A 22,820-nucleotide genomic window follows, 5' to 3' on the forward strand; every position below is an offset into this window, starting at 1 on the left:
TCGCACCGACGGAGGGGGATGCAGATGGCAGGTTCAGGGACCGCCGAGGACCCGTGGCTGCTCACCACGGCGCCGGGGACCAGCGAGTACACGATGTACCGCGACGAGGCGGCGGACCCGCCCGCACTCGTCTGCCAGGTGGGCTCGACGACACTGAAGTACCACCTGAGCGCGATCGACGACCTCGCGGCCTGGCTGCGCGAGCAGGGCGACTGGGTGCCCCTCGGCGCCGCCGATGAGCAGAAGCCGGCGGCCGACGGCACCGTCGAGGCGTGGGGCCGTGACGAGGGCAACCCGGTCGGCGGCTGGTACGGACTCCGGAAGGGATACCGCGGACGGTTCGGGATGTACCTCCCGCCGCTGCTCGAAGAGCTCGGCCTCGCCGAGCTGACGCACGACAAGCGCAACAACAGCGTCCGCGCCGCGTGACCCGCATCGACACGACCGGTACCGCGGGCGCGGGGGCTTCTAGACTTTCGCCCATGCCGCCCTCGCCGGAAGCGAACACGTTCGTGCGCCCGTCGATGGTGGGGCGCGGCCTGTCGTGGGTCGCCGACTACCTCTACGCCGGTCGCCGGCAGCTCGCCGTGCTCTCGCTCCCGTGGGCGATCGGGCGACCGCGCCCCGTTCCGCCGTCGTGGCGCCGCGGCGACCCCGCGCTGCCCGAGGTCTATCTCATCCCCGGCGTGTACGAGCACTGGACGTTCCTGCGCCCGCTCGGCGACGCGCTCGCGGCCGCGGGTCACCGTGTCACGGTCGTCCACGGCTTGGGAGTGAACCGCCGGACCATCCCGTCGACCGCCGACCGCCTCCGCGAGCTGCTCGCCCGCACGCCGGCTCCCGACGCCGGGCGCGTGCTCGTGGCCCACAGCAAGGGCGGACTCATCGGCAAGCACCTGCTCGTCTCGTCCGGCGCCGCCGCGCGCGCCGCCGCGGAGGCGGCCGCGGGCGGGGACCCCGCCGAGGGTGCCGCGGCCGCGACCGACGGCGGGCGCCCGCTCGGCCTTCTCGGACTGGTCGCCGTGGCGACGCCGTTCGGCGGCTCACGGCTCGCCCGTCTCTTCGTCGTCCCGAGCATCCGCGCCTTCAGTCCCAAGGACGAGACCATCCTCACTCTCGGCCGCGAGACCTCGGTCAACGGCCGCATCGTGTCGGTGTTCGGGCCGTGGGACCCCCACATCCCCGAGGGGAGCGCCCTCGACGGCGCGACGAACATCGCGGTCCCGACGTCGGGCCACTTCCGGGTGCTCGGAGCCCGCTCGACCGCGCGCGCCGTGCTCGACGGCATCGCCGTCCTCACCGGGACGGGACCCGTCGAGTAGCCCCGGTCACACCTCGGGGCGGTGCGGCCACCAGTCCGGCAGCAGCGCGAGATACACCCGGAGGAAGTCCTCGACCCGCGGGGACGGATGCCGCAGCCACCCATCGATGATCCCCACGGTGCCGTCCGCGAGGAAGCGCGCGGCGGCGTCCGAGACGCTCGCGGCGGTCGCGCCGGCGACCGGGACCGCGATCTCGACGCGCCCGCGGTCCAGCAGCGTCTCGGTGGTGCCGCGGAAGTGCCGGCTGAGCATCGCGTGCAGCGCTCCGCCGCCGTCCGCGAGCTCGCGGCGGTAGATGTCGACGTGCCGCAGGATGTGGTGCAGCACACCTTCGGTCACGGTCGCGACGGCGGTGGCGGCATCCGCCCGGTCCTTCATGAGGTCGCTGCGCAGCACGTCGAGCTCCGCAGTGAGCGCGGCCTCGATGAGCCCTTGCGCCGAATCGGCGTGCTCGTAGAACGTCGAGCGGTGCACGCCGGCCGCGTCGGCGATCTGGGTCACCGTCAGGCTCGAGATCGGCTGATCCGCCGCGAGAGTGAGCGCGGCGGCGTACAGGCGCTCGCGACTGCGCTGCTTTCGGGGGTCCATCGCGCCTCCGGGAATGTTTCCGACAGGTGTAGGTTAACTCATACAGAACCGACAAATGTCGGAGAAGTGATCGGCGCCACGCGATGACGCCACCAACGGAGGTAATCATGGCTACGTACGATGTCGCGGAGCGTTCCGCCATCGTCACCGGCGCAGGATCCGGCATCGGCCGGGCGGTCGCCCTCACCCTCGCCGCCAACGGCGCGGCAGTCCTCGTCGCGGACGTGCGACAGGAGGCCGCGGACGCGGTCGTCGCCGAGATCACCGGCGCGGGCGGCGTGGCCGCCGCGTTCGTCGGCGACGTGTCGGACCCCGCGGTCGGGCAGGCGGCCGTCGAGGCCGCAGAGACCCTCGCTCCCCTGCGGATCGCGGTCAACAACGCCGGCATCGGCGGCGCGGCGGCACCGATCGGCGAGTACCCGATCGACTCATGGCAGAAGGTCATCGAGATCAACCTGAACGCCGTGTTCTACGGCACGCGCGCGCAGGCGCCCGCGATCGCGAAGAACGGCGGCGGCTCGATCGTCAACATCTCCTCCGTGCTCGGCTCGGTCGGCATCCCCATGTCGTCCGCGTACGTCGCAGCCAAGCACGGTGTGGTCGGCCTCACCAAGAACGCCGCCCTCGAGTACGGCACGCAGGGCGTGCGCGTGAACGCGGTCGGCCCCGGCTTCATCCACACGCCGCTGGTCGACGCGAACCTCGATGCCGACGCGCAGACGGCTCTCGCCGCCAAGCACGCGCTGGGCCGCCTCGGCGACCCGCAGGAGGTCGCCAACCTCGTGGCCTTCCTCGCGTCGGACGCCGCGACCTTCGTCAGCGGCAGCTACCACCTCGTCGACGGCGGATACGCCGCGCAGTAGCATCCGTCCCTCCGGAACCGGCGGCCCGCGTGCACCCGAAGCACGCGGGCCGCCTCCCATTCCGCGCGATGTCTACAGCTGCGGCGGGGTCCAGACGAGAGTGTGTCCGGTCGCGGTGAACATCTCGTTACCGGCGAGCTTGCCGGTCGTGGTCGACTCGAGCACGAAGCCTAGCGCCTCATAGAAGGCGCGCGCCGCGTTTCCGTCGAGCACCTCGAGCTCGACCCGTCCGCCGGAGCGCGCGACGAAGTGCTCGACGAGCGCGCGGCCGACACCGCGGCGATAGAGGCCGGGGTCGACATAGATCCAGGTGATCTCGCCGCCGTCAGGGCCGACACTGCCGGCGATGAAGCCCGCGACCGCACCGTCGGTCTCGGCGACCCAGACCTCGTCGTCGAAGAGGCCCTCGTTCTCGTACGTGGCGGCGAGGTCGAGGTAGGCCTCGAGGAGACCGGCGCCGCGGAGCTCGTCGAGCCGGGCGGCGTCGTGGATGCGCTGGATGTCGCCCCAGTCGGCGCTTTCGTATGGACGGATGCTGACGGTCATGGTGTCGCCTGAGGCACGGAGGCGTTGCCGCGCCACGCGGCGAGCACCTCGACGTGGCGCAACAGGAACGCGCGCTCGTCGAGCCGCTTGCGCCGCAGCCATCCGGTCACCTCGTCGTTGCTCTTGCTCGCGTTGCAGGAGCGGCACGCGGGCACGACGTTCTCGAACGTGTAGCGACCGCCGCGAGAGATGGGCAGCACGCAGTCCTTCTGGAACGGACCCGCCGTCATGCCGCAATAGGCGCACGCTCCCCACGCCTCGACCAGGGCCTCCCACTCGTCGAGCGTGAGGTCGTTGTCGGCAGCGGCCACCCGGCGGGCGCGGCGTCTCGCTGCGCGCGCACGCCTGGTCTGACTCACCGCCATGCCCGAAGGCTACCGACTCCGTCAGGCGACGGGGTCGGGCACGCCGTCGAGGAGCTTCTCGATCGTGGTGATCACACCGTGGTCGAGGTTCGACGGGGCGCGGAAGCGCGCCCTGGCCGCGACGAGCGGGTGCGCGTTGGCCATCGCGAATGACAGGGACGCGGCATCCATCATCTCGAGGTCGTTGAGGTAGTCGCCGAACACCGCCGTCTGCTCGGGCGCGATGCCCGTCGCCGCCTGCAGCCGCCCGAGCGCGACGCCTTTGTTGACGCCCTGGTTCATCACGTCGATCCAGTGCTCGCCCGACACCACCACCTGGTGCGTGGCTCGCAGGTCGTCGAGCGCGGGGGCGGTGGCCGCGGCATCCGCGAAGTCGAAGATCGCGACCTTGAGGATCTGGTCGTCGACCGCGAGCAGGTCGGGCACGGCCTCGAGGCGGGCGTAGTACTTCTCGGCCTCGGGGAGGAACGCGTCGCCGGCGCGCTCGATATAGGCGGACCGCTTGCCGCACACGACGACGCCGAGGTCGCGCCCCTCGGCGGCGAGCGCACGCAGGCGCGTGACGAGGGACGCCGTGAACGAGGCATCCATTGCGTCCGAGCTGATCTCGGTGTCGCCCTCGACGACGTACGCGCCGTTCTCGGCGATGAACACCATGTCGTCGAGGTGCTCGGCGAACGCACGCTGCAGCGTCGCGAGCTGGCGTCCGCTCGCCGGCGCGAAGCGGATGCCGTCCGCGTGCAGGCGGTCCAGCAGCGGCCAGAGGGCCTCGGGGATGCGGCCGTCGCCGTCGAGCAGGGTGCCGTCCATGTCGACGGCGATCAGGCGAAGGTCGGGCGAGGGAAAGGGCATGGTGCTTCCACCCTACGGTCGGCTTCCTGAACGCCGGGCGGGACTCCTGCTCACAACAGCCGCCGGAGGTCGGTGAGTAACGCGTAACCAACACGCACACCCGCGCGGGTACCTTGGGGTGCGTGACAGCTCCCATCGATGCCACCACCACGTCCGCCTGGGCCGAGCTCAGCTCGCTCCGCGACTCGTTCGCCCCCGATCTGCGCGACTGGTTCGCCATCGATCCGCGTCGCGCCGAGCGCCTCAGCTTCGAGCTCGCCGACCTGCACGTCGACCTGTCGAAGAACCTCGTGACCGACGAGATCCTCGCGGCGCTCGTGAAGCTCGCCGCCGAGACCGGCGTCGCCGAGCGCTACGCCGCGATGCTCGCCGGCGAGCACATCAACACGACCGAGGACCGCGCGGTGCTCCACACCGCGCTCCGCCGGCCCCCCGGCGCTTCACCGGCGCTGGTGGTCGACGGCCAGGACGTCGACGCCGACGTGCAGTCGGTGCTCACCGCGATGACCGCTTTCGCCGACCGGGTGCGCTCGGGCGAGTGGCAGGGCGTGACCGGCAAGAAGGTCACGCACATCGTCAACATCGGCATCGGCGGCTCCGACCTCGGCCCGGTCATGATCTCGGCCGCGCTCGAGCCGTATGCCACCGCCGGCATCCAGGCCCGGTTCGTCTCGAACATCGACCCGTTCGACATCGCGAACAAGACCAAGGACCTCGACCCCGAGACCACGCTCTTCATCGTCGCGTCGAAGACCTTCACCACCCTCGAGACGCTGACCAACGCGCGCCTCGCGCGCGACTGGCTGTGGGCCGGTCTCGCGGCGTCGGGTGCGATCGACGGTTCGGACGAGGCGAAGACGGATGCCGTCGCCCACCACTTCGTCGCCGTCTCGACCGCTCTCGACAAGGTCGCCGCGTTCGGCATCGACACCGACAACGCGTTCGGCTTCTGGGACTGGGTCGGCGGCCGCTACTCCGTGGACTCGGCCATCGGTCTCTCGCTCATGATCGAGCTCGGCCCCGACGTGTTCCGCGAGCTGCTCGCCGGATTCCACGCGGTCGACGAGCACGTGGCGAGCACGCCGCTCGAGCGCAACGTGCCGGTGCTGATGGGCCTGCTCAACATCTGGTACTCGAACTTCCTCGGCGCCCAGTCGCACGCGGTGCTCCCCTACGCCCAGCAGCTCTCGCGCTTCGCCGCGTACCTGCAGCAGCTGACCATGGAGTCCAACGGCAAGTCGGTCCGCTGGGACGGCTCCCCTGTCACCACCGACACCGGCGAGGTGTTCTGGGGCGAGCCCGGAACCAACGGCCAGCACGCGTTCTACCAGCTGATCCACCAGGGCACGCGCCTCATCCCCGCGGACTTCATCGCCTTCGCGAACCCCGCGTACCCGCTCGAAGACGGCGGCCGCGACGTGCACGGCCTGTTCCTGTCGAACTTCCTCGCGCAGACCAAGGCCCTCGCCTTCGGCAAGACGGCCGAAGAGGTCGAGGCCGAGGGCACCACCGGCGCCCTCGTCGCCGCGCGCACGTTCGCGGGCAACAAGCCGACCACGTCGATCTTCGCTCCGGCGCTCACGCCCGCCGTGCTCGGCCAGCTCGTCGCACTGTACGAGCACATCACCTTCACGCAGGGCGTGATCTGGGGCGTCAACTCGTTCGACCAGTGGGGCGTCGAGCTCGGCAAGCAGCTGGCGCTGCAGATCGCGCCGGCCATCGAGGGCGACGAGGCGGCGATCGCGACACAGGATGCCTCGACCCGGGCGCTCCTCGCCTACTACGCCACGCATCGCAAGTAGGCCACACGACGTCGAGGGGTGGATGCCGAGGTCTCGGCACCCACCCCTCCGTCGTTCCCGCGGCCGATTCCCGCAGCCGCTGCCGTTCTCGCCCGACCCCATTCGCCCGCGCTATAGGAATCGGCATCCGCGGTTGTTTCACACAGCCGCGGATGCCGATTTCGCTAGCGCGAAGCCGACACCGGCCTACGACGCGGGCTTGGGCTCCACCGTGATCAGTGAGCCGCCCACAGCGATGTCGCCTTCGAGCACCGGCGACACCTCGCCGAAGTCGTCGGCGTTGAGCACGATGACGGGCGTGATGAGCGGGTAGCCGGCCTTCTCGATCACCGCGCGATCGAACGTCACCAGCGGCGTGCCGAGCTCGACGCGATCGCCGTTCTTCACCTTGACGTCGAAGCCTTCGCCCTTCAGGTTGACCGTGTCGATGCCGACGTGGATCAGCAGTTCGACGCCGCCGTCGAGGACGATGCCGAAGGCATGCCCGGTGGGCTGTGCCGCCGCGATCACGCCCGCCCCGGGCGAGAACACCGTGTCGCCGACCGGTTCGATGGCCGCGCCCGGGCCCATGACTCCGCCCGCGAACACCGGGTCGGGGACCTCCGACAGCGGAACGACCTTGCCCGCCAGCGGCGACAGCACCTCGATCGACGCCTTCTCGAGCACGGCGGTGGCCACCGGGACGGCGGCCGCAGCCGGGGCCGCCTCCGACGCGTCGATGGCACGCGGCTCGCTCGCCTCGACGACCGCGGGCGCGATGTGCTCGGCCGCCGCCGCAGCCTCGGCCGCGTCGCGCGCCGCCTCGAACTCGGCCTGCTGCTCGGGCGTGCGGAAGTTCGACCAGATGACGAGGAACATCGACGTGAAGAACGCGAGGCCGATCGCGATCGCGTACAGCCCGATCGGGTTGAACGCCGGGATCGTCAGCAGCGACGTGAACACGAACGCCTGCGTGGTCACGCCGTCGGGCAGGCCCATGATGAGGCTGCCGATGCCGATCGTGAGTCCGCCGACGAAGCAGCCGACGAGCATGCGTGGATAGATCCGCTTGAACCGCAGATGGATGCCGTACAGCGACGGCTCGGAGATCCCGCCTAGAAGACCTGCCGCGAGCGCGCCCGTCGCGGTCTGGCGCATCTGCGTGTCGCGGTGACGGAGCGAGAGCACGAGCACGCCGGCGGTGGCGCCGAAGCAGGCGAAGTTCCACGCGCCCATCGGGCCCTGGATGAAGTCGTACCCGAGGGTCTGGATGTTGAGGAGCATGACCGCGTTGATCGGCCAGTGCAGACCCAGCGGAACCATGAACGGATAGGCCAGCGGGATCACGATCGCGAAGATGAACGGCGAGAAGTTGTTGATCGCCGCGAGGGCCTGCGCGAGGGCGGCGCCCGCGTAGACGCCGATCGGGCCGATGATGAACGCCGTCAGCGGGATCATGACGAGCATCGCGAAGAACGGCACGAAGATGAGCTGCACGTTCGCGGGGATGAGCTTGCGCAGCAGCTTGTACAGCGGACCGAGCACGCCCGCCATCAGCAGCGGCGGGAACACCTGCGAGCTGTAGTCGAAGATCGTCAGCGGGAAGCCGAAGATCGGCACGATCGTGACGTCGACGCCGAAGATCTGCGTCGGCTCGACGCCCTCGCCGAGTGCGAGGAACCCGGGCAGCATCAGCACCGCCATGATGCCGAAGCCCACCCAGGGGTCGGCGCCCACCTTCTTCGTCGCGTTGTACGCGACCATCAGCGGCAGGAACACGAAGATGCACTGCCACATCAGGTTGACGAACGCCCACGACGGCTCCAGCGTCACGCCCGGGGCATTCCAGTCCGGGATGGCGCCCACGGTCGCGAGCAGCGCCATGAACGTGATGAAGAACGACGCGCCGAGGAGGGCGCCCAGGAGCGGCCGGAACGAGTCCGACAGGAACTCGAAGAAGGAGTCGATCCACGCGACCTTCCCGCGCACCCCCTTCGCACGCTCCCGTGCTTTGATCGCGTCGATATCGTCGGCATCGGATGCTGCAGCCCCGCCGCCGTCCTTCATCTCGGGCAGCGCCATGATGTCGTTGTAGACGTTCTGCACGCCGCCGCCGATGACGACCTGGAACCGCTCGCCGGCCTGCGGCACGGCGCCCATGACTCCGGGGATCGCCTCGACGGCCTTGGCGTCGACGCCGGACGCGTCATGGAGCTGGAATCTCAGCCGGGTGGCGCAGTGCGTGAGGCTCTCGATGTTGCCGGCGCCGCCGACGGCCTTGACGATGTCTGCTGCGGACGATGTAGCCATGGATCTCTCCTTCGCGAGGTGTCGTGCGCGCACCGACGACGCACCGCACCACGCCGTGCCCCGTCGAGCGCAACGCTAGCGCTCGCCTGGTGGCGCGGGAAACACCCACACGCCAGGATCTTCGTTACGCAGTCATGCCCCCAGACGGCCGGCGAGACGGGTCGCCGTCATGTAGGCGATGGCCTCGATGGAGATCATCGGGTTGACGCCGGAGGCCGTGGGGAACGTCGAAGCGTCCGCGACGACGAGGTTGGGCACCTCCCAGGTGGCGCCGTCGGGGTCGACCGCGCTCGTGGCCGCGGAGCCGCCCATGCGCGATGACCCCATGATGTGCAGCGCCGCCATGGAACACCGACCGGGACCGTAACCCGCCGCGGCGCAGCGCGCGATGAAGGCGTCGAGCGGCTCGCCGCCTGCTCGGGTCCACTCGATGCCCGCCTGGTGCCCCGAGAACATGCGCAGCGCTCCCGCCGCCTCGAGGATGCGGGACGCGCCCGCCACGCCCGCCTGCACGCGGGCGGCGTCGCGGTCCGACAGGAGGTAGTGCATCGTCGGTTCGCCGGACTTGTCGACCCGCACCTCACCGGAGTCCTGGTCTCGCGTGATGACTCCGACGCTCGAGTAGTGCGCGAGGCGCTTCATCACGTCGAGGTGGGACTGCGCGCCGCGCCACGACTGGAACGCCACCGAGAGTCCCGGGTTGGCGGCCGCGGTCTCGTAGACGGCGCCGTAGCCCGAGCCGTCGAGGTCGGCGTGCTGGGCGGAGTAGCGCGCCTGCATGGCACCCTCCCACGGGCGAACCTCCTCGTCGAACTCCGCCCACACCGCCGTCGCCGGGTGCAGACGGAGGTGCTTGCCGATGTTCTGATTCGTCAATCCCGAGCGACGCAGCAGCGCCGGCGTCTGGACCGCTCCGCCCGCGACCACGACCGCGCGGGCACGGACCGTGACGGAGTGCCCGGCCGCGGTGCGGCCCGTCACCCCTGTCGCCCGGCCCTCCGAAGTCTCCACCTTTCGCACGTCGACGCCGGTGTAGAGCCGCGCACCGGAGGTCTCGGCATCCGTCAGCCATGTCTTCGTGACCGACTGCTTCGCGCCGATGCGGCACCCGTAGCCGCAGCGGCCGCATTCGAGACCGGTGTCGCAGCCGACGACGTTGCGCTCGAGCGCGCCGACATGCCAGCCGAGGCTCGTGAGTCCGCGCTCCATGATGCGGTCGCGCGCCGACGGCGCGCTGTACGCGCCGTTCACGCCGAGCCGCGCCCACACCGCGTCGAGGGCGGCGTCGTACTCGGGCGACGTGAATTGCGGCACCCCGTGCGCGGCCCATTCCTCCCGCACGTGGTCGGGCGTGCGGAACGAGGTCGAGAAGTTCACGACGGTGCCACCGCCGAGGCATTGCGCCGACAGGATGCTGAGCTGCCCCTCCGCCGTGGCCGAGGGCCCTGGCGCGTACAGGCGGGCGAGGCCGCCGAGCTCGCTGCCGTCGAAGTCCCGATCGTCGTAGTAGCCGCCCTTCTCGAGCACGATCACGTCGAGCCCCCGCGCGGCGAGCACCGCGGCGGCCGTCCCGCCGCCCGCGCCCGAGCCGACGACGACCACGTCGCAGTCGAGCGAGAGGTCGGACTCCGGCGTCTGCGGGTGCAGCGGCGGAGGCGTCGCATCGGTGCGCGGACCGGGAGGAGCGGGATAGCCCATCGACGTCCAGAGGGGTGAGGCGCCGTCGGCTCCGGGGGCGACGTAGTACGACAGCATCGCGGCGGACTTCAGGTTCTGGAACAGCACGCGCTTGAGGGGCACGCGCGAGTCCGACAGCGCGATGAGCGCGGCCTCGCGCTTCGCGGCCGGCAGCGTCGAGAACCGGCGCGGGCCGATGCCCAGGAGCACGCCGCCGAGCGGCGTGTCCCACAGCGACAGCACGCGGGCGAGGAGCTCCGCCTCCTCCTTGCGCGGGTTCGCCTCGAGCATGCCCTCGGCGATCGGGACCGCACCCAGCCGGGTGGCCGAGGGGATGCCGTTGCCGTCGCCGGGAGCGAAGGTGTCGAAGATGGACTCGAATGTCGCCCGCTGCGCTGCGGTCAACGTCATGGGTGCCTCCAGGTGCGCCGTTGCTGCGGCCAGCATGCACCATCCGTCAGGCTCCGGACAAGGGTTAAGTGAACTGAAATTCACTGCCGTCGACTGCACGCTGATGCCATCCGATGCACCTGAATGAGAAGATTCTCATTGTCCGATCAGGCCTTTCCTGCAAAAGCGCTCTCACGTTCCGTCCAGGAAAACACCGGGAACCGTCCAGACACGATGAGGCAGACTCGGGGACTTGTGCGTCCGACCCGAAGACGCACGGGCGCCGATACCCGCGGCGCGAAACCCGAAGGATCGTACGTTCGTCATGCATTCAGACCAGTCACCCACGCCTGCCCGCCGTTCACGCCGCCGCTTCTTCGTGCCCGCCGTCGCCACCGGGGCCGCGCTCGGCGTGCTCCTCACGACGGGCCTCACGCTCGCTTCCCCGGCCCTCGCTGCCGCCGCTCCGCTGGCCGCCACCGCGATCGCCTCGGCCGCCGCGCCCGAAGCGACCGCAGACTCCTTCCGCGACATCCGCGTCGATGCGCAGGGCACCCTCCTCTCGGCCCGCGTCGCGCTGAGCGACGCCGCCTCGGTCACCACCGACATCGCCGCCGCGGGCCTCGACCTGGGCATCGGCGACACGTCCGTCGACACCGCCGGCCTCGAGCAGGCGGCCGACCGCCTCGCGAAGCTCGACCTCGTTCCCATGCTCCTCATTCCGGGACTCACCGCCGACGCGAGCGGCGCCACCGAGACGGTGAAGGCCCGGGTGGCAGAGCTCCGCGAGCACCTCGACGCCGCCAAGGAGAAGAAGGCCGCGGAAGAGGCGGCGGCTGCCGCTGCCGCCGCTGCCGCCGAGGCGCAGCGCCAGGCCGAAGCGGCCGCCGCCGCCCTCGCCGCCGCGAACACACCCGAGGGCGCCAAGGCGACCGCGCGTCAGATGGCCGCCTCGCAGTACGGCTGGGGCGACGGCCAGTTCTCGTGCCTCGAGTCGCTCTGGGAGAAGGAGTCGAACTGGAATTACCAGGCCTACAACGCCGGCAGCGGCGCCACCGGCATCCCGCAGTCGCTGCCCGGCAACAAGATGGCCAGCGCCGGCGCCGACTGGCAGACCAACGCCGCAACCCAGATCGCGTGGGGCCTCGGCTACATCGCCGGCTCGTACGGCACGCCGTGCGCCGCCTGGGGCCACTCGCAGACCACCGACTGGTACTGATCAGCCGGCTTCGATCTGAGACGGATGCCGCACCCCGGCCGCAGTCGCGGGGTGCGGCATTCGTCTTCTTCATGCGTGCGTGTGCGCGCCGGGTCCGTACAGCTCCGCGACCTTCTGCGACGTGAACCACCCGTCGTAGGCGTCGGTCTTCGGCCACCCTTCCGGCGAGTCCTGCCATTCCTCCTGACGGCCGTACGGGAGCACGTCGATGAGTGGGAACGTGTGGCTCAGCTGCTCCGTGCCCCGGCCGTTCGTGTGCCAGGTGCGATAAACGGTGTCGCCGTCGCGGAGGAAGACGTTCACCGCGAAGCCGCCTCCGGCGGGCGCGTCGACGTCGGCGCCGAACGGGCTCCCGGCGGTGGAGTACCACTCCATGCGGTTGCCCGTGCGCTCCTTGTACTCGAGCGCTTCATCGATCGGACCCTGCGTCACGATGACGAACCGGGCGTCGTACGCGTCGAGGAAGTCGAGCCGGGTGAACTGCGACGTGTAGCCGGTGCAGCCCGGGCAGTGCCATTGCTTCCCCTCGAACCACATGTGGTTGTAGACGATGAGCTGCGACTTTCCCTCGAAGACGTCGACGAGGCGCACCGGTCCGTACTCGCCCATCAGCGTGTAGTCGGGCATCTGCACCATCGGCAGCCTCCGGCGCTGCGCCGCGATGGCGTCGAGCTCTCGCGTCGCCGCTTTCTCGCGCACGCGGAGCTCATCGAGCTCGCGTCGCCATTGCTCGGCATCGACGACGGGCGGAAGGGCATTCTGGGTCGAGCTCTGCATCGGAACCTCCGAGTGTCGAGTGCGTATGTTCACACTGTACACATCTAGGTTTCATCGTCAAGGCATACAGCCGATCAAGTACCTGCATTTTTATACGGGGTAGCGATAATACTCGCCGTGTTCATAGCCTGGGAGGCAGTAAATCCACCTCGGAGAATCATCTGGAGGATGATCGATGGAGATCACACGACGAACGGTCTTGACCGGCGCAGCCATTCTGGGCGCCGCTGCGGCGATCGGGGCACCGAACCCCGCGACCGCGGCGACGCCCGGGGCGCAGGGAGAGAGTGCGAACAATCCCAAGACGGTCGAGCGCTGGGGCATGCACGAGATCGTTCTGCGCGGTCCCGACAAGGGCAACCCCTACGTCGATGTCGCGCTCGCGGCCGTGTACCAGGGCGCGGGCCAGACGATCACAGTGCCCGGCTTCTACGACGGCGACGGCACCTTCCGGGTGCGGTTCTCGCCACCTCAGACGGGCGAGTGGACCTGGGCCGTCGACAGCAACCAGCCTGCGCTGCGCCAGACGGGCCGACTCACCGTGGTGGAGCCGTCCGCGGGGAACCACGGCCCTGTGCTGGTCGTCCCGAACGGGTACCACTTCGTCTACGCCGACGGCTCGCCCTACCGCCAGATCGGCACCACGTCGTACTCGTGGGCGCTGCAGTCCGACGAGAAGTGCGAGGTGACGCTCGACACCCTCAGCACGTCACCCTTCAACAAGATCCGCATGCTGGTGTTCCCCAACGTGCCCGCCGAAGCGACCGACCCCTTCGTCCGCACCGGCCCGGGACTCAAGGACTGGGACCCGACGCGCATCGACCCCGCCTACTTCCGCCGCTATGAGAGCCGCATCCAGAGACTGCTCGAGCTCGGGATCCAGGCCGATGTCGTGCTCTACCAGCCCTACGACACCGCTCGCGGCTACTCCGACATGGCACGCGAGCACGATGAGCGCTACGTGCGCTACATCGCCGCCCGGTTCGGTGCGTACCGCAACGTGTGGTGGTCGATGGCGAACGAGTACGACGGCATCAAGACGAAGAAGCTCGACGACTGGGACCACCTGTTCCAGGTCCTGCAGTCAGCCGATCCGCACAACCGACTCCGATCGATCCACAACAAGAACATCTACTACGACCACCGCAAGCCCTGGATCACGCACGCGAGCATCCAGAGCGCCGGTGCCGCATTGGACGGCCTCCGCGCCCACTTCCACCGCCAGTTCGCCTTGAAGCCGGTGATCTTCGACGAAGTGGCATACGAGGGCAACATCAGCGAGCGCTGGGGCCAGCTCTCCGGCGAGCAGATGACCCACCGGTTCTGGAACACCTTCGTCGGCGGCACCTACTGCGGGCACGGCGAGACGCTCAACCCCGAGCAGAAGCCGAGCATCTCATGGCTCGGGCAGGGCGGCACGCTCAACGGGAACAGCGCGCCCCGACTGGCCTTCCTCAAGCAGGTCATGGAAGACGGCCCGGCGCCCGGCATCAACGCTCTCCAGCCGGACTGGGACTACGACATCGCGGGCGTCGACAACCAGTACTACGTGAAGTACTTCGGTGAGGACACCCCGACAGAGTGGGAAGCCATCCTGCCGAGCGGTGCGGGCCGTTCCTACAAGGTCGACATCATCGACACCTGGAACATGACGGTCACCCCCGCCGGCGTGTTCAACATGGCGAAGGTCCCTCGCGGCGCGCAGGACCCCGCGCGTCCGTCCATCGGTCTGCCCGGAAAGCAGTGGATCGCGGTGAGGTTCACGCAGGCCTGATCGGCCCCGCGGACCTCTCAGGAAACCGATCACGAAAACATAACAGCGGACTCTTGTCAGCGTTATCTGGCCGTTATAGAGTGCGTGCACGGTAGTTGTTTTGCTGTGGCAGCTACCGGCATGTGATTGCAGGACACTCTTGGTGCAAGGGACAAGGGCCGGTCGGTAGCCTCTCCGACCGGCCCTTCACTTTTGCCTATTTACCAGGACATCTGAGATCACTCGGCCGCTCTTCGGCGACGACCCTCGACGCCCCGACGCCCGCCTGTCGAGCGGCGCCTGGGAAGATCACGAAAAGATCACAGAAAACGCTTGTCAGCGTTATCTCACCGTTATAGAGTGCTTGCACGGTAGTTGTTTTGCTGTGGCAGCTACCGGCATGTGATTGCAGGACACTCTTGGTGCAAGGGACAAGGGCCGGTCGGTAGCCTCTCCGACCGGCCCTTACTCTTGCCCTCTGCGTCAGTGGCTGACCGCCTTCTCCGCGCCGATGCCGGTGAGCGAGCGCACCTCCATCTCGGACTGCTTCTTCGGGTCCTCCGGCGTCTTGTCGAGCACGCTGACGATCCAGCCGAGGAAGAACGCGAGTGGGATCGAGACGATGCCGGGGTTCGACAGCGGGAACCACGCGAAGTCGATCGCGTCGGTCTTCAGCATCGACGTCTCGGAGCCCGAGACCACCGGCGAGAACACGATGAGCAGGATCGCCGAGGCGAGACCGCCGTACATGCTCCACAGAGCGCCCTTGGTCGTGAACCGCTTCCAGAACAGCGAGTACACGATCGTCGGGAGGTTCGCCGAGGCCGCGACGGCGAACGCGAGGGCCACGAGGAACGCGACGTTCTGACCGTTCGCTCCGATGCCGCCGATGATCGCGACGATGCCGATGATGACCACCGTGCGGCGCGCGACCTTGACCTCGGCACCCGGCTCGGGCTTGCCCTTCTTCACGACCGACGCGTAGATGTCGTGCGCGAACGACGCGGCGGCGGTGATGGTGAGGCCGGCGACGACCGCGAGGATCGTGGCGAACGCGATCGCCGAGATGAGGCCGAGCAGCAGCGGTCCGCCCAGCGAGAACGCGAGCAGCGGGGCCGCCGAGTTCGGGCCGCCGGGCGCCGCGGCGATGACCGCCGGGCCGACGAGAGCGGCGGCACCGTAGCCGAGGACCAGCGTGAAGACGTAGAAGATGCCGATCAGCCAGATGGCCCAGACGACGGACTTGCGCGCCTCTTTGGCCGTGGGCACGGTGTAGAAGCGCATCAGCACGTGAGGCAGCGCCGCGGTGCCGAGCACCAGGGCGAGACCCAGCGACAGGAAGTCGATCTTCGAGGTGTCCGAGACGCCGTACTTCAGGCCCGGGTCGAGGATCGCCGGGTTCTCGGCGACGGCCACGGCCTTGTCGAGGAGCGCCGAGAAGTCGAAGCCGTTGAGCGCGAGCACCCACACCGTCATCACACCGGCGCCCGCGATGAGCAGCACGGCCTTGATGATCTGGACCCAGGTGGTGCCCTTCATGCCTCCGATGAGCACGTAGAGGATCATGAGCGCGCCCACCACCGTGATGACGACAGCCTGGCCCAGCTGGTCGCCGATGCCGAGCAGCAGCGACACCAGGCCACCGGCGCCCGCCATCTGCGCGAGCAGGTAGAAGAAGCACACGACGAGCGTGGTGGTCGCCGCCGCGATGCGCACCGGACGCTGCTTGAGCCGGAACGACAGCACGTCGGCCATCGTGAACTTGCCGGTGTTGCGCAGCAGCTCCGCGACGAGCAGGAGCGCCACGAGCCATGCGACGAGGAATCCGATCGAGTAGAGGAACCCGTCGTAGCCGGTCATCGCGATCGCGCCGACGATGCCGAGGAACGACGCCGCCGACAGGTAGTCGCCCGCGATCGCGGAGCCGTTCTGGCCGCCCGTGAACGAGCGGCCGGCGGCGTAGTAGTCCGCCGCGGTCTTGTTGTTCCGGCTGGCGCGGAACACGATCACCATCGTGACGGCGACGAACGCGCCGAAGATGGCGATGTTGAGCCAGGGCTCACCGGGCGACGTGGTCGCCGCTTCTGTGAAGTGCCGCATCAGCGCGTCTCCCCCGCCTTCTCGAACTCGCCGGTCTCGATCTCGTCGCGGATCTCCTCCGCGAGCGGGTCGAGGCGCTTGTTGGCGTAGTGGACGTACCAGGTCGTGACGGCGAACGTCGTGACGACCTGCGCCATGCCGAGGACCATCGCGACGTTGACGCTGCCGAACACCCGGATCGACATGAAGTCGTGGGCGTAGCTGGCGAGGAGGACGTACGCGAAGTACCAGGCCAGGCACGCGCCCAGCACCGGGAAGACGAAGCTCCGATGCGTGCGCCGGAGCCGTTGGAAATCAGGTGATGCTTGCACCGCGCCGTAGTCGACCTCTGCGAGGTCCGTCGCGGCGCTGGGGGCTTCGTTGCCCATGGCGTCTCTCCTTCGAGGGGGGTCGGCGCGCCCGTCGGCCGCGCCGCTGCGTTGACAGTGCGACCATGCTCGCGTTCGGCAGGTGCGGCCGGGGGCGGTCGCCGTTCGTCGTCGGTGAGCGGCGTCCACGGTGCGACGAACGGCGGTCGGCTGACGACGAACGACGGCTACGCTGGCCGCATGCCCGAGTCGATGCTGCTCGCCGCTGCCGCCGGCGTCCTCGCCGGGGCGCTCGCGGTCGGCGTCGTGATCCTGCTCCGGCGCATCGTGGTGGCATCCAAGGAGCTCGGCACCGACGTCGAGCAGGCCACGTACCAGACGCTCCACCTCGCGAGCCGCGCCGCCAAGCACCTGCGCGGCGGCATGGCCGAAGGCGACGCGACCCGGGCCGGCCGCCATCTCAAGGCCCTCCTCGGGTGCGAGACACTCGCACTCGTGGACCCGTCGGGTCACGTCACCGTCGAAGGCGACGACGCCGTGCGCGAGGTCGCCGGACGGCTGGCCGCGGAGGCCCGTGCGTCGGGTCGCACGCAGATGCAGCGACGGGCGCGGATCGGCGAGCCGGAGACGGATGCTGTCGCCGCACCGATCCTCGCGAGCGGCGCGCCTGCGGGGGCCATCGTCGCGTTCGCGCCCCGCGTGCGGGCCGGGCTCGTGCGCGCGACCGGCGAGGTGGCGGACTGGGTGGCCGCCCAGGTGGAGCTCGGCGAGCTCGACGCATCGCGCGCGGCCCTCGCCGAAGCCGAGGTGCGCGCGCTTCGCGCGCAGATCAGCCCGCACTTCATCTACAACTCGCTCAACGCCATCGCCTCCTTCATCAACACCGACCCTGCGAAGGCCCGCGACCTCGTGCTCGAGTTCGCCGACTTCACGCGGTACTCGTTCCGCCGGCACGGGGATTTCACCACCGTCGCCGAGGAGCTCCGCTCGATCGACAGCTACCTGAAGCTCGAGCGCGCGCGGTTCGGCGAGCGCCTGAAGGTGACCCTGCAGATCGCACCCGAGGTGCTGTCGACGGTGGTGCCGTTCCTGTCGATCCAGCCGCTCGTCGAGAACGCGGTGCGCCACGGGCTCGAGGGCAAGGAGGGCGGCGGACGCATCACGATCGAGGCCTCCGATCAGGGGGCGTTCGCCGAGATCAGCGTCGAGGACGACGGCGTCGGCATCGACCCGGTCGTGCTCGAGCGCGCACTCGCCGGCGGCGCGCCGGGTGAACACGTGGGCCTTCGCAACGTCGACGCACGGCTCCGGCAGGTCTACGGCGACGAGCACGGCCTCGTCGTGGACACGAACGTCGGCGCGGGCACGCTGGTGCGGATGCGCGTGCCGAAGTCACAGCCCGGCCGGGTCGCGGCATCCACGGGTCCCGTCCGTGCGACGGCGACCCTCGAGCGGCCCGAGGGGAGGCGCGAACCGTGATCTCCGTGCTCATCGCCGACGACGAGCAGCCCGCGATCGACGAGCTCGCGTTCCTGCTCGGACAGGACCCGCGCATCGGCGTCATCCACCAGGCACCCTCGGGGGCCGAGGCGATCCGGCTGCTGACGCGGGAGAGCGTCGATGCCGCGTTCCTCGACATCCACATGCCCGGCCTGAGCGGCTTCGACCTCGCGCGCGCCCTGCAGCGGTTCGAGCGCCGGCCCGCACTCGTCTTCGTCACGGCTGACGAGGAGAGCGCCCTGGAGGCCTTCGACCTCGCGGCGGTGGACTACCTCCTCAAGCCGGTGCGCACCGAACGGCTTCACCGGTCGGTCACGCGCGTCCTCGAGGCGATGAAGGCGCAGGCTGCGCCGGCGACGGATGCCGCGGCCTCCGCCCAGCCGGAGCTCATCGCCGTCACGCTCGGCGGGACGACGCGCATGATCCGGCGTGACGAGGTGCGGTACGTGCAGGCCCAGGGCGACTACGCGCGGCTGCACACCGAGGAAGCGAGCTACCTCGTGCGCGTGCCGATGTCGGATCTCGAGCGGCAGTGGTCCGACGCTTTCGTGCGGATCCACCGCTCCTACCTCGTTGCGATCCCCCACCTCGCGCGCCTCCGGCTCGGGGGCGACCACCCCAGCGTCACGGTCGGCGGCGCCGAGTTGCCGGTGAGCCGGCGGTGCCTGCCGGCGCTCCGCGAGAGGCTGGAGTCGACGACGATCCGGCCGCGCGCATGACCTCGGGCGACGCCGACGCACCCCCCGACCCGCGCCCGCCCTCGCCGGGCCGGGTACGCGTCACCGCTCCGCACGCGGGCTCCCCCGCAGCATCCGTCCGCTCGTCGTCGCCGGAGGCGGAGGGCGGTCCCACGAGCGACATCGCCGGCGTGTACGTGCGCTCTCTGATCCGTTCGCAGCTGCGCCTCGGGATCGTGTTCGCGCTGGGATTCGTCGTCGCCACCGCCCTGTTCGTGCTGGCCATCGCGCTCGTGCCCCAGCTCGACACGACGTTCGTCCTCGGCGTGCCGCTGTCGTGGCTGCTGCTGGGGGTCGGCGTGTACCCGCTCGCCATCACGGTCGGCGGACTCTACGTGCGTGCGGCGTCACGCAACGAGGCGCGCTACCGGGCACTGGCGGAAGACAGGTGAACCCCGCGATCGGCTACGTCGCGATCGCCGCGGTGGCTGTGGCGTCGGCGCTCATCGGCTTCTACGGCCTGCGGGTGTCGCGCACGACGAGCGACTTCTACGTCGCGAGCCGCACGGTGCGTCCCTGGTGGAACGCGTCGGCGATCGGCGGGGAGTATCTGTCGGCGGCGTCGTTCCTGGGCATCGCCGGCCTCATCCTGCTCACCGGATCGTCGGCGCTGTGGTTCCCGATCGGATACACGGCGGGATACCTCATGCTGCTGCTGTTCGTGGCCGCGCCGCTGCGCCGCTCGGGGGCGTACACGATCCCCGACTTCACCGAGGCGCGGCTGGACTCCCTGTGGGCACGGCGCGTGACGAGCACGCTCGTGATCGTCATCGGGTGGTTCTACATCGTGCCCCAGCTGCAGGGTGCGGCCCTCACCGTGCGGATCACGACCGGCCTGCCCTCCTGGGTGGGGTCGCTCGCCGTCGCGGTCATCGTGGCGGTGGTGGTCGCGGCGGGCGGCATGCGCTCGATCACCTTCGTGCAGGCGTTCCAGTTCTGGCTGAAGCTCACAGCCCTCGCGATCCCGGTGGTCGCGATCCTGCTCCTCGTCGGCGACGTGCGGCCCGCATTGCCGCCGGTCGAGGCGTTCCCGCCGAGCGCGGGCCCCGGCGACCTCGAGGTCTACCGCACCGTGTCGCTGATGGTGGCGCTGCTGCTCGGCACGCTCGGACTCCCCCACGTGCTCGTGCGCTTCTACACGAACCCCGACGGTGTCGCCGCACGGCGCACGACGGTCATCGTGCTCGTGCTCCTGTCGGTGTTCTATCTGTTCCCGACCGCGTTCGGGTTCCTCGGCCGCGCGTTCGCGCCCGACCTCGCGCAGTCGGGCGATGCCGACGCGCTCATCCTGCTGCTGCCCGACCGACTGATCGCGGGGCCGCTCGGCGAGGTGCTGACGGCCCTCGTCATCGCGGGCGCGTTCGCGGCGTTCCTCTCCACATCGTCGGGGCTCGTGGTGTCGCTCGCCGGAGTGATCAGCCAGGACCTGCTCGGCGGCAGCGTGCGCGGCTTCCGCATCGCCGCGGTGCTCTCGTCGTTCGTCCCCCTGGTCGTCGCGCTGGCCACCGAGCCGGCGGGGCTCGCCGGCAGCGTCGGCCTGGTCTTCGCGTTCACCGCGTCGACCCTGTGCCCCGTGCTGCTGCTCGGCATCTGGTGGCGGGGCCTCACGGCACGCGGCGCGATCGCGGGCATGCTCACCGGCGCGGTCCTCTCCGGCGTCGCGATCCTGGGCGGCGGACTCGTGACGGCGGGATTGCCCGCCCTGCGTCCGTTCCTCGAGCAGCCCGCCGCGTGGACCGTCCCGATCGCGGTGGTCGTGACCGTGGTCGTCTCACTCGGCGATCGCCGCGGCATCCCGCGCGGCACCGACCGGTTCCTCACCCGGCTCCACGTGCCGGAGCCGACGGCCGCTCACCCGCACGAAGGCTGAAGCGAGCGCGGTCCCCGAGGGGCAGCATCCCGGATCAGACGCCGCCGCCCCCGCCTCCGCCGCCACCGCCGCCCGCGGAGCCGCCGCCCGACGACCCGCCGGACGTGGACGACGACGAGGCCGACGTCGACAGGTTCGAGATCCCGGCCGAGAACGCCGCCGCGTTGAATCCGGTCGAGCCCGAGTACCAGCCCGGGGAGTTGCCCGAACCGTAGAGCACGGCGAGCTCTTCGGCCCACTTCTTCTCCTGGCCGAACACCACCGCGTACGGCAGCAGCTTCTCGTACAGCTTCAGCTTCATGCGCGGGTCCGAGACGTCGACGCGCACCCGCTCCGCGCCCTGCGGAGACTGCAGCATGCGGATGCGGTCGGCCTCGGCCCACTCGATGAACTCCTTCAGCCCGAGCAGGTGGTCGCGCGTCTCGGCACCGGCGGCGGTGAGGGGCTTGCGCGACACCATCGCCGCCACCAGCAGCACGACGAGCACGGAGCCGATGATCAGCAGGATCGGCACCCACGCCGTCACGTAACCCGCCAGCGCGCCGATGCCGAAGAGCAGCACGAGGACCGCGGACAGGATCGCGATGACGACCGGCCAGGCCCGGGCGCCCAGCGGCACCTTCCGCCGCAGTCCCCTCGACGACAGCTCCGCCGACGCCGCCTTCAGCACCTTCTGCGCCGTCGTCGAGAACCTCGTGTCGGAGCGGCCGAACTCGAACTCCTCGCCCGGGAGGCCCTGAGGGAACAGGCCGGGCAGCAGCATCCGTCCGTCCCCGTCGGCGAGGGACGGGTCCACGAGCACGGCCTTCAGCTTCGTGCCGCCGAACCACTTGGGCGGGCCTTCTTCGATACGGATGCTGCCCACCACCGCCTGCTCGAGCACCTCGGCCGGGATCGCCTTCGTGGTGCGGCCGAGCAGCACGGCGCTCTCGAGCGCGTCGATGCCGCGCGGTGGCGTGTACTCCGCGATGATGACGGGGCGCCCGGGCTCGTCGCGGAGATGGCGACGGCGCGTGACCGCCGCCAGCACGAGGGCGGTGCCGAGTCCGAGCACGGCCACCCCGCTCTGCAGCCAGCCCCACGGCGAGGCGAGATAGTTCGGGTCGAACTCGGTGAACGTGTCAGGGGCGAACCCGATCGCGATCGTCATCGTCTGGTACGGCTGCACGTTCTCGGCCGAGGCCGCGATCGTCCCGTCGGCATCTTCGATCGCGCAGGTCTGGGTCGAGCCCTGGGAGCCGATGTAGCAGGCCTGCGCACCGGTGCGCGCGGCCTCGAGGTCGTCGGGCATCGTCACACGCGCGGTGATGCGGCCGAAAGGCTGCCGCCACTCGACGCCGTTGACGTTCCAGTAGAACTCGTCGACCCCGGTGTCGGCGAAGTGGTGCGTGACGTTCTGGAGCGTGTAGGTGAAGACGTACGTCTGCCGGCCGTGGACGAAGTCGTCGGCGCGCGACGTCATGGAGTAGTAGCCGTCCTCTGATTCCGTCTCCTCGGCACGGGGAGCGCCGGTCTCGTCGGTGATCGAGACGAGCTCGGGGTGCAGCGGGGCGCCCAGGTAGCTGTCGGGGATGGCGCGGCGCATGCCCCGGTTCTGGTCGAACTCGGGGAACAGTGCCACGAACGTCTCGACGACCGTCAGGGTGCTCGTGCCATCCTCGGCGCGGCCCAGCTGGTACTCCACGTCGAGGCTCTCGAACGAGAAGTCGTCGACGCCCGCGTGCGCCGGGCTCGGGGTCAGGCCGGCGAGCAGCACTCCGGCGAGCAGGGCGAGCACCAGACCCACGGATCCGAGACGATGCGTGCGCCACGACGCGACTGCAGAAGACGCCATGGGGCCAGCCTAGGGTCGGTGCGAGGCT

The 22,820-nt window shown here is 69.9% G+C and carries 20 protein-coding genes; 10 read left to right on the forward strand and 10 right to left on the reverse strand.

The features are described 5' to 3' along the window. Positions 1–24: 24 nt before the first annotated feature. Both Q9R33_RS00675 and Q9R33_RS00680 read left to right on the forward strand, forming a co-directional pair. Positions 25–429, forward strand: coding sequence for a DUF6855 family protein (locus Q9R33_RS00675; RefSeq protein WP_056369858.1), 405 nt, complete (start codon positions 25–27; stop codon positions 427–429). A gap of 53 nt (positions 430–482) precedes the next feature. Next, entirely contained in the window at positions 483–1,322 is an 840-nt protein-coding gene (locus Q9R33_RS00680) for a hypothetical protein (protein ID WP_311292537.1), read from the forward strand. A gap of 6 nt (positions 1,323–1,328) precedes the next feature. Here the strand turns inward: Q9R33_RS00680 and Q9R33_RS00685 are convergent, their stop codons facing one another. Beyond that, positions 1,329–1,910: a TetR/AcrR family transcriptional regulator gene (locus Q9R33_RS00685; protein WP_310249841.1), complete on the reverse strand. Its 582-nt coding sequence runs from the start codon at positions 1,908–1,910 to the stop codon at positions 1,329–1,331. A gap of 107 nt (positions 1,911–2,017) precedes the next feature. Here Q9R33_RS00685 and Q9R33_RS00690 point away from each other — a divergent pair, with 107 nt between their 5' ends. Further along, complete coding sequence (locus Q9R33_RS00690) at positions 2,018–2,773, forward strand: SDR family NAD(P)-dependent oxidoreductase (RefSeq protein WP_311292538.1); 756 nt, start codon at positions 2,018–2,020, stop codon at positions 2,771–2,773. A gap of 72 nt (positions 2,774–2,845) precedes the next feature. Here Q9R33_RS00690 and Q9R33_RS00695 read toward each other — a convergent pair whose 3' ends face one another. Genes Q9R33_RS00695 through Q9R33_RS00705 form a run of 3 tightly spaced genes read right to left on the reverse strand, consistent with a single transcriptional unit; the run spans position 2,846 to position 4,536 of the window. Next, positions 2,846–3,319, reverse strand: coding sequence for a GNAT family N-acetyltransferase (locus Q9R33_RS00695; RefSeq protein ID WP_056368732.1), 474 nt, complete (start codon positions 3,317–3,319; stop codon positions 2,846–2,848). Then, a complete protein-coding gene (locus Q9R33_RS00700) occupies positions 3,316–3,684 on the reverse strand; it encodes an HNH endonuclease (protein WP_311292539.1) in 369 nt (122 codons plus the stop codon). Before Q9R33_RS00700 ends, Q9R33_RS00695 begins: the two co-directional genes overlap by 4 nt. A gap of 21 nt (positions 3,685–3,705) precedes the next feature. Continuing rightward, positions 3,706–4,536 carry a Cof-type HAD-IIB family hydrolase gene (locus tag Q9R33_RS00705; protein ID WP_311292540.1) on the reverse strand — a complete coding sequence of 277 codons (831 nt, stop codon included), beginning with the start codon at positions 4,534–4,536 and terminating at the stop codon, positions 3,706–3,708. A 122-nt stretch (positions 4,537–4,658) separates the two neighbouring features. Here Q9R33_RS00705 and pgi point away from each other — a divergent pair, with 122 nt between their 5' ends. Beyond that, entirely contained in the window at positions 4,659–6,338 is a 1,680-nt protein-coding gene (gene pgi, locus Q9R33_RS00710) for a glucose-6-phosphate isomerase (protein ID WP_311292541.1), read from the forward strand. Positions 6,339–6,524: 186 nt separating this feature from the next. On the opposite strand, the gene Q9R33_RS00715 is transcribed toward pgi, so the two are convergent. Both Q9R33_RS00715 and Q9R33_RS00720 read right to left on the reverse strand, forming a co-directional pair. Next, on the reverse strand, positions 6,525–8,627 hold the full coding sequence (locus tag Q9R33_RS00715; protein ID WP_311292542.1) for a glucose PTS transporter subunit IIA: 2,103 nt from the start codon (positions 8,625–8,627) through the stop codon (positions 6,525–6,527). 132 nt (positions 8,628–8,759) lie between these two features. Next, positions 8,760–10,715 (reverse strand): GMC family oxidoreductase N-terminal domain-containing protein, encoded by a 1,956-nt coding sequence (locus tag Q9R33_RS00720; protein ID WP_311292543.1) that lies wholly within the window; start codon positions 10,713–10,715, stop codon positions 8,760–8,762. Positions 10,716–11,019: 304 nt separating this feature from the next. Between Q9R33_RS00720 and Q9R33_RS00725 the strand changes: the two genes are divergently transcribed. After that, positions 11,020–11,913 carry a phospholipase gene (locus Q9R33_RS00725; RefSeq protein ID WP_311292544.1) on the forward strand — a complete coding sequence of 298 codons (894 nt, stop codon included), beginning with the start codon at positions 11,020–11,022 and terminating at the stop codon, positions 11,911–11,913. A gap of 69 nt (positions 11,914–11,982) precedes the next feature. Here the strand turns inward: Q9R33_RS00725 and Q9R33_RS00730 are convergent, their stop codons facing one another. Then, a complete protein-coding gene (locus Q9R33_RS00730; RefSeq protein WP_311292545.1) occupies positions 11,983–12,690 on the reverse strand; it encodes a DUF899 family protein in 708 nt (235 codons plus the stop codon). Between the two features lie 175 nt (positions 12,691–12,865). Here Q9R33_RS00730 and Q9R33_RS00735 point away from each other — a divergent pair, with 175 nt between their 5' ends. Next, positions 12,866–14,464 carry a DUF5060 domain-containing protein gene (locus Q9R33_RS00735; protein WP_311292546.1) on the forward strand — a complete coding sequence of 533 codons (1,599 nt, stop codon included), beginning with the start codon at positions 12,866–12,868 and terminating at the stop codon, positions 14,462–14,464. Between the two features lie 462 nt (positions 14,465–14,926). Here Q9R33_RS00735 and Q9R33_RS00740 read toward each other — a convergent pair whose 3' ends face one another. Together Q9R33_RS00740 and Q9R33_RS00745 are read right to left on the reverse strand one after the other, a co-directional pair. Continuing rightward, a complete protein-coding gene (locus tag Q9R33_RS00740; RefSeq protein ID WP_310249822.1) occupies positions 14,927–16,543 on the reverse strand; it encodes a sodium:solute symporter family transporter in 1,617 nt (538 codons plus the stop codon). Beyond that, entirely contained in the window at positions 16,543–16,911 is a 369-nt protein-coding gene (locus Q9R33_RS00745) for a DUF485 domain-containing protein (RefSeq protein ID WP_056368714.1), read from the reverse strand. Before Q9R33_RS00745 ends, Q9R33_RS00740 begins: the two co-directional genes overlap by 1 nt. A 180-nt stretch (positions 16,912–17,091) precedes the next feature. Here Q9R33_RS00745 and Q9R33_RS00750 point away from each other — a divergent pair, with 180 nt between their 5' ends. Genes Q9R33_RS00750 through Q9R33_RS00765 form a run of 4 tightly spaced genes read left to right on the forward strand, consistent with a single transcriptional unit; the run spans position 17,092 to position 20,958 of the window. Further along, entirely contained in the window at positions 17,092–18,330 is a 1,239-nt protein-coding gene (locus Q9R33_RS00750; protein ID WP_311292547.1) for a sensor histidine kinase, read from the forward strand. Beyond that, positions 18,327–19,070 carry a LytTR family DNA-binding domain-containing protein gene (locus Q9R33_RS00755; protein ID WP_056368712.1) on the forward strand — a complete coding sequence of 248 codons (744 nt, stop codon included), beginning with the start codon at positions 18,327–18,329 and terminating at the stop codon, positions 19,068–19,070. Before Q9R33_RS00750 ends, Q9R33_RS00755 begins: the two co-directional genes overlap by 4 nt. Beyond that, positions 19,067–19,480, forward strand: coding sequence for a hypothetical protein (locus Q9R33_RS00760; protein WP_310249820.1), 414 nt, complete (start codon positions 19,067–19,069; stop codon positions 19,478–19,480). Before Q9R33_RS00755 ends, Q9R33_RS00760 begins: the two co-directional genes overlap by 4 nt. Further along, positions 19,477–20,958 (forward strand): cation acetate symporter, encoded by a 1,482-nt coding sequence (locus Q9R33_RS00765; protein WP_310249819.1) that lies wholly within the window; start codon positions 19,477–19,479, stop codon positions 20,956–20,958. Before Q9R33_RS00760 ends, Q9R33_RS00765 begins: the two co-directional genes overlap by 4 nt. Before the next feature lie 34 nt (positions 20,959–20,992). Here the strand turns inward: Q9R33_RS00765 and Q9R33_RS00770 are convergent, their stop codons facing one another. Further along, on the reverse strand, positions 20,993–22,792 hold the full coding sequence (locus tag Q9R33_RS00770; protein ID WP_311292548.1) for a DUF2207 domain-containing protein: 1,800 nt from the start codon (positions 22,790–22,792) through the stop codon (positions 20,993–20,995). Positions 22,793–22,820: the final 28 nt, after the last annotated feature.

It is taken from the genome of Microbacterium sp. PRC9 (assembly GCF_031844125.1).
GTDB lineage: Bacteria > Actinomycetota > Actinomycetes > Actinomycetales > Microbacteriaceae > Microbacterium.

Coding starts and splice junctions, on each gene's coding strand:
- Q9R33_RS00680 (WP_311292537.1), top strand. CDS start 483: ATGCCGCCCTCGCCGGAAGCGAACACGTTCGTGCGCCCGTCGATGGTG.
- Q9R33_RS00720 (WP_311292543.1), bottom strand. CDS start 10,715: ATGACGTTGACCGCAGCGCAGCGGGCGACATTCGAGTCCATCTTCGAC.
- Q9R33_RS00685 (WP_310249841.1), bottom strand. CDS start 1,910: ATGGACCCCCGAAAGCAGCGCAGTCGCGAGCGCCTGTACGCCGCCGCG.
- Q9R33_RS00715 (WP_311292542.1), bottom strand. CDS start 8,627: ATGGCTACATCGTCCGCAGCAGACATCGTCAAGGCCGTCGGCGGCGCC.
- Q9R33_RS00750 (WP_311292547.1), top strand. CDS start 17,092: ATGCCCGAGTCGATGCTGCTCGCCGCTGCCGCCGGCGTCCTCGCCGGG.
- Q9R33_RS00700 (WP_311292539.1), bottom strand. CDS start 3,684: ATGGCGGTGAGTCAGACCAGGCGTGCGCGCGCAGCGAGACGCCGCGCC.
- Q9R33_RS00760 (WP_310249820.1), top strand. CDS start 19,067: ATGACCTCGGGCGACGCCGACGCACCCCCCGACCCGCGCCCGCCCTCG.
- Q9R33_RS00740 (WP_310249822.1), bottom strand. CDS start 16,543: ATGCGGCACTTCACAGAAGCGGCGACCACGTCGCCCGGTGAGCCCTGG.
- Q9R33_RS00675 (WP_056369858.1), top strand. CDS start 25: ATGGCAGGTTCAGGGACCGCCGAGGACCCGTGGCTGCTCACCACGGCG.
- Q9R33_RS00745 (WP_056368714.1), bottom strand. CDS start 16,911: ATGGGCAACGAAGCCCCCAGCGCCGCGACGGACCTCGCAGAGGTCGAC.
- Q9R33_RS00730 (WP_311292545.1), bottom strand. CDS start 12,690: ATGCAGAGCTCGACCCAGAATGCCCTTCCGCCCGTCGTCGATGCCGAG.
- Q9R33_RS00705 (WP_311292540.1), bottom strand. CDS start 4,536: ATGCCCTTTCCCTCGCCCGACCTTCGCCTGATCGCCGTCGACATGGAC.
- Q9R33_RS00725 (WP_311292544.1), top strand. CDS start 11,020: ATGCATTCAGACCAGTCACCCACGCCTGCCCGCCGTTCACGCCGCCGC.
- Q9R33_RS00735 (WP_311292546.1), top strand. CDS start 12,866: ATGGAGATCACACGACGAACGGTCTTGACCGGCGCAGCCATTCTGGGC.
- Q9R33_RS00695 (WP_056368732.1), bottom strand. CDS start 3,319: ATGACCGTCAGCATCCGTCCATACGAAAGCGCCGACTGGGGCGACATC.
- Q9R33_RS00770 (WP_311292548.1), bottom strand. CDS start 22,792: ATGGCGTCTTCTGCAGTCGCGTCGTGGCGCACGCATCGTCTCGGATCC.
- Q9R33_RS00690 (WP_311292538.1), top strand. CDS start 2,018: ATGGCTACGTACGATGTCGCGGAGCGTTCCGCCATCGTCACCGGCGCA.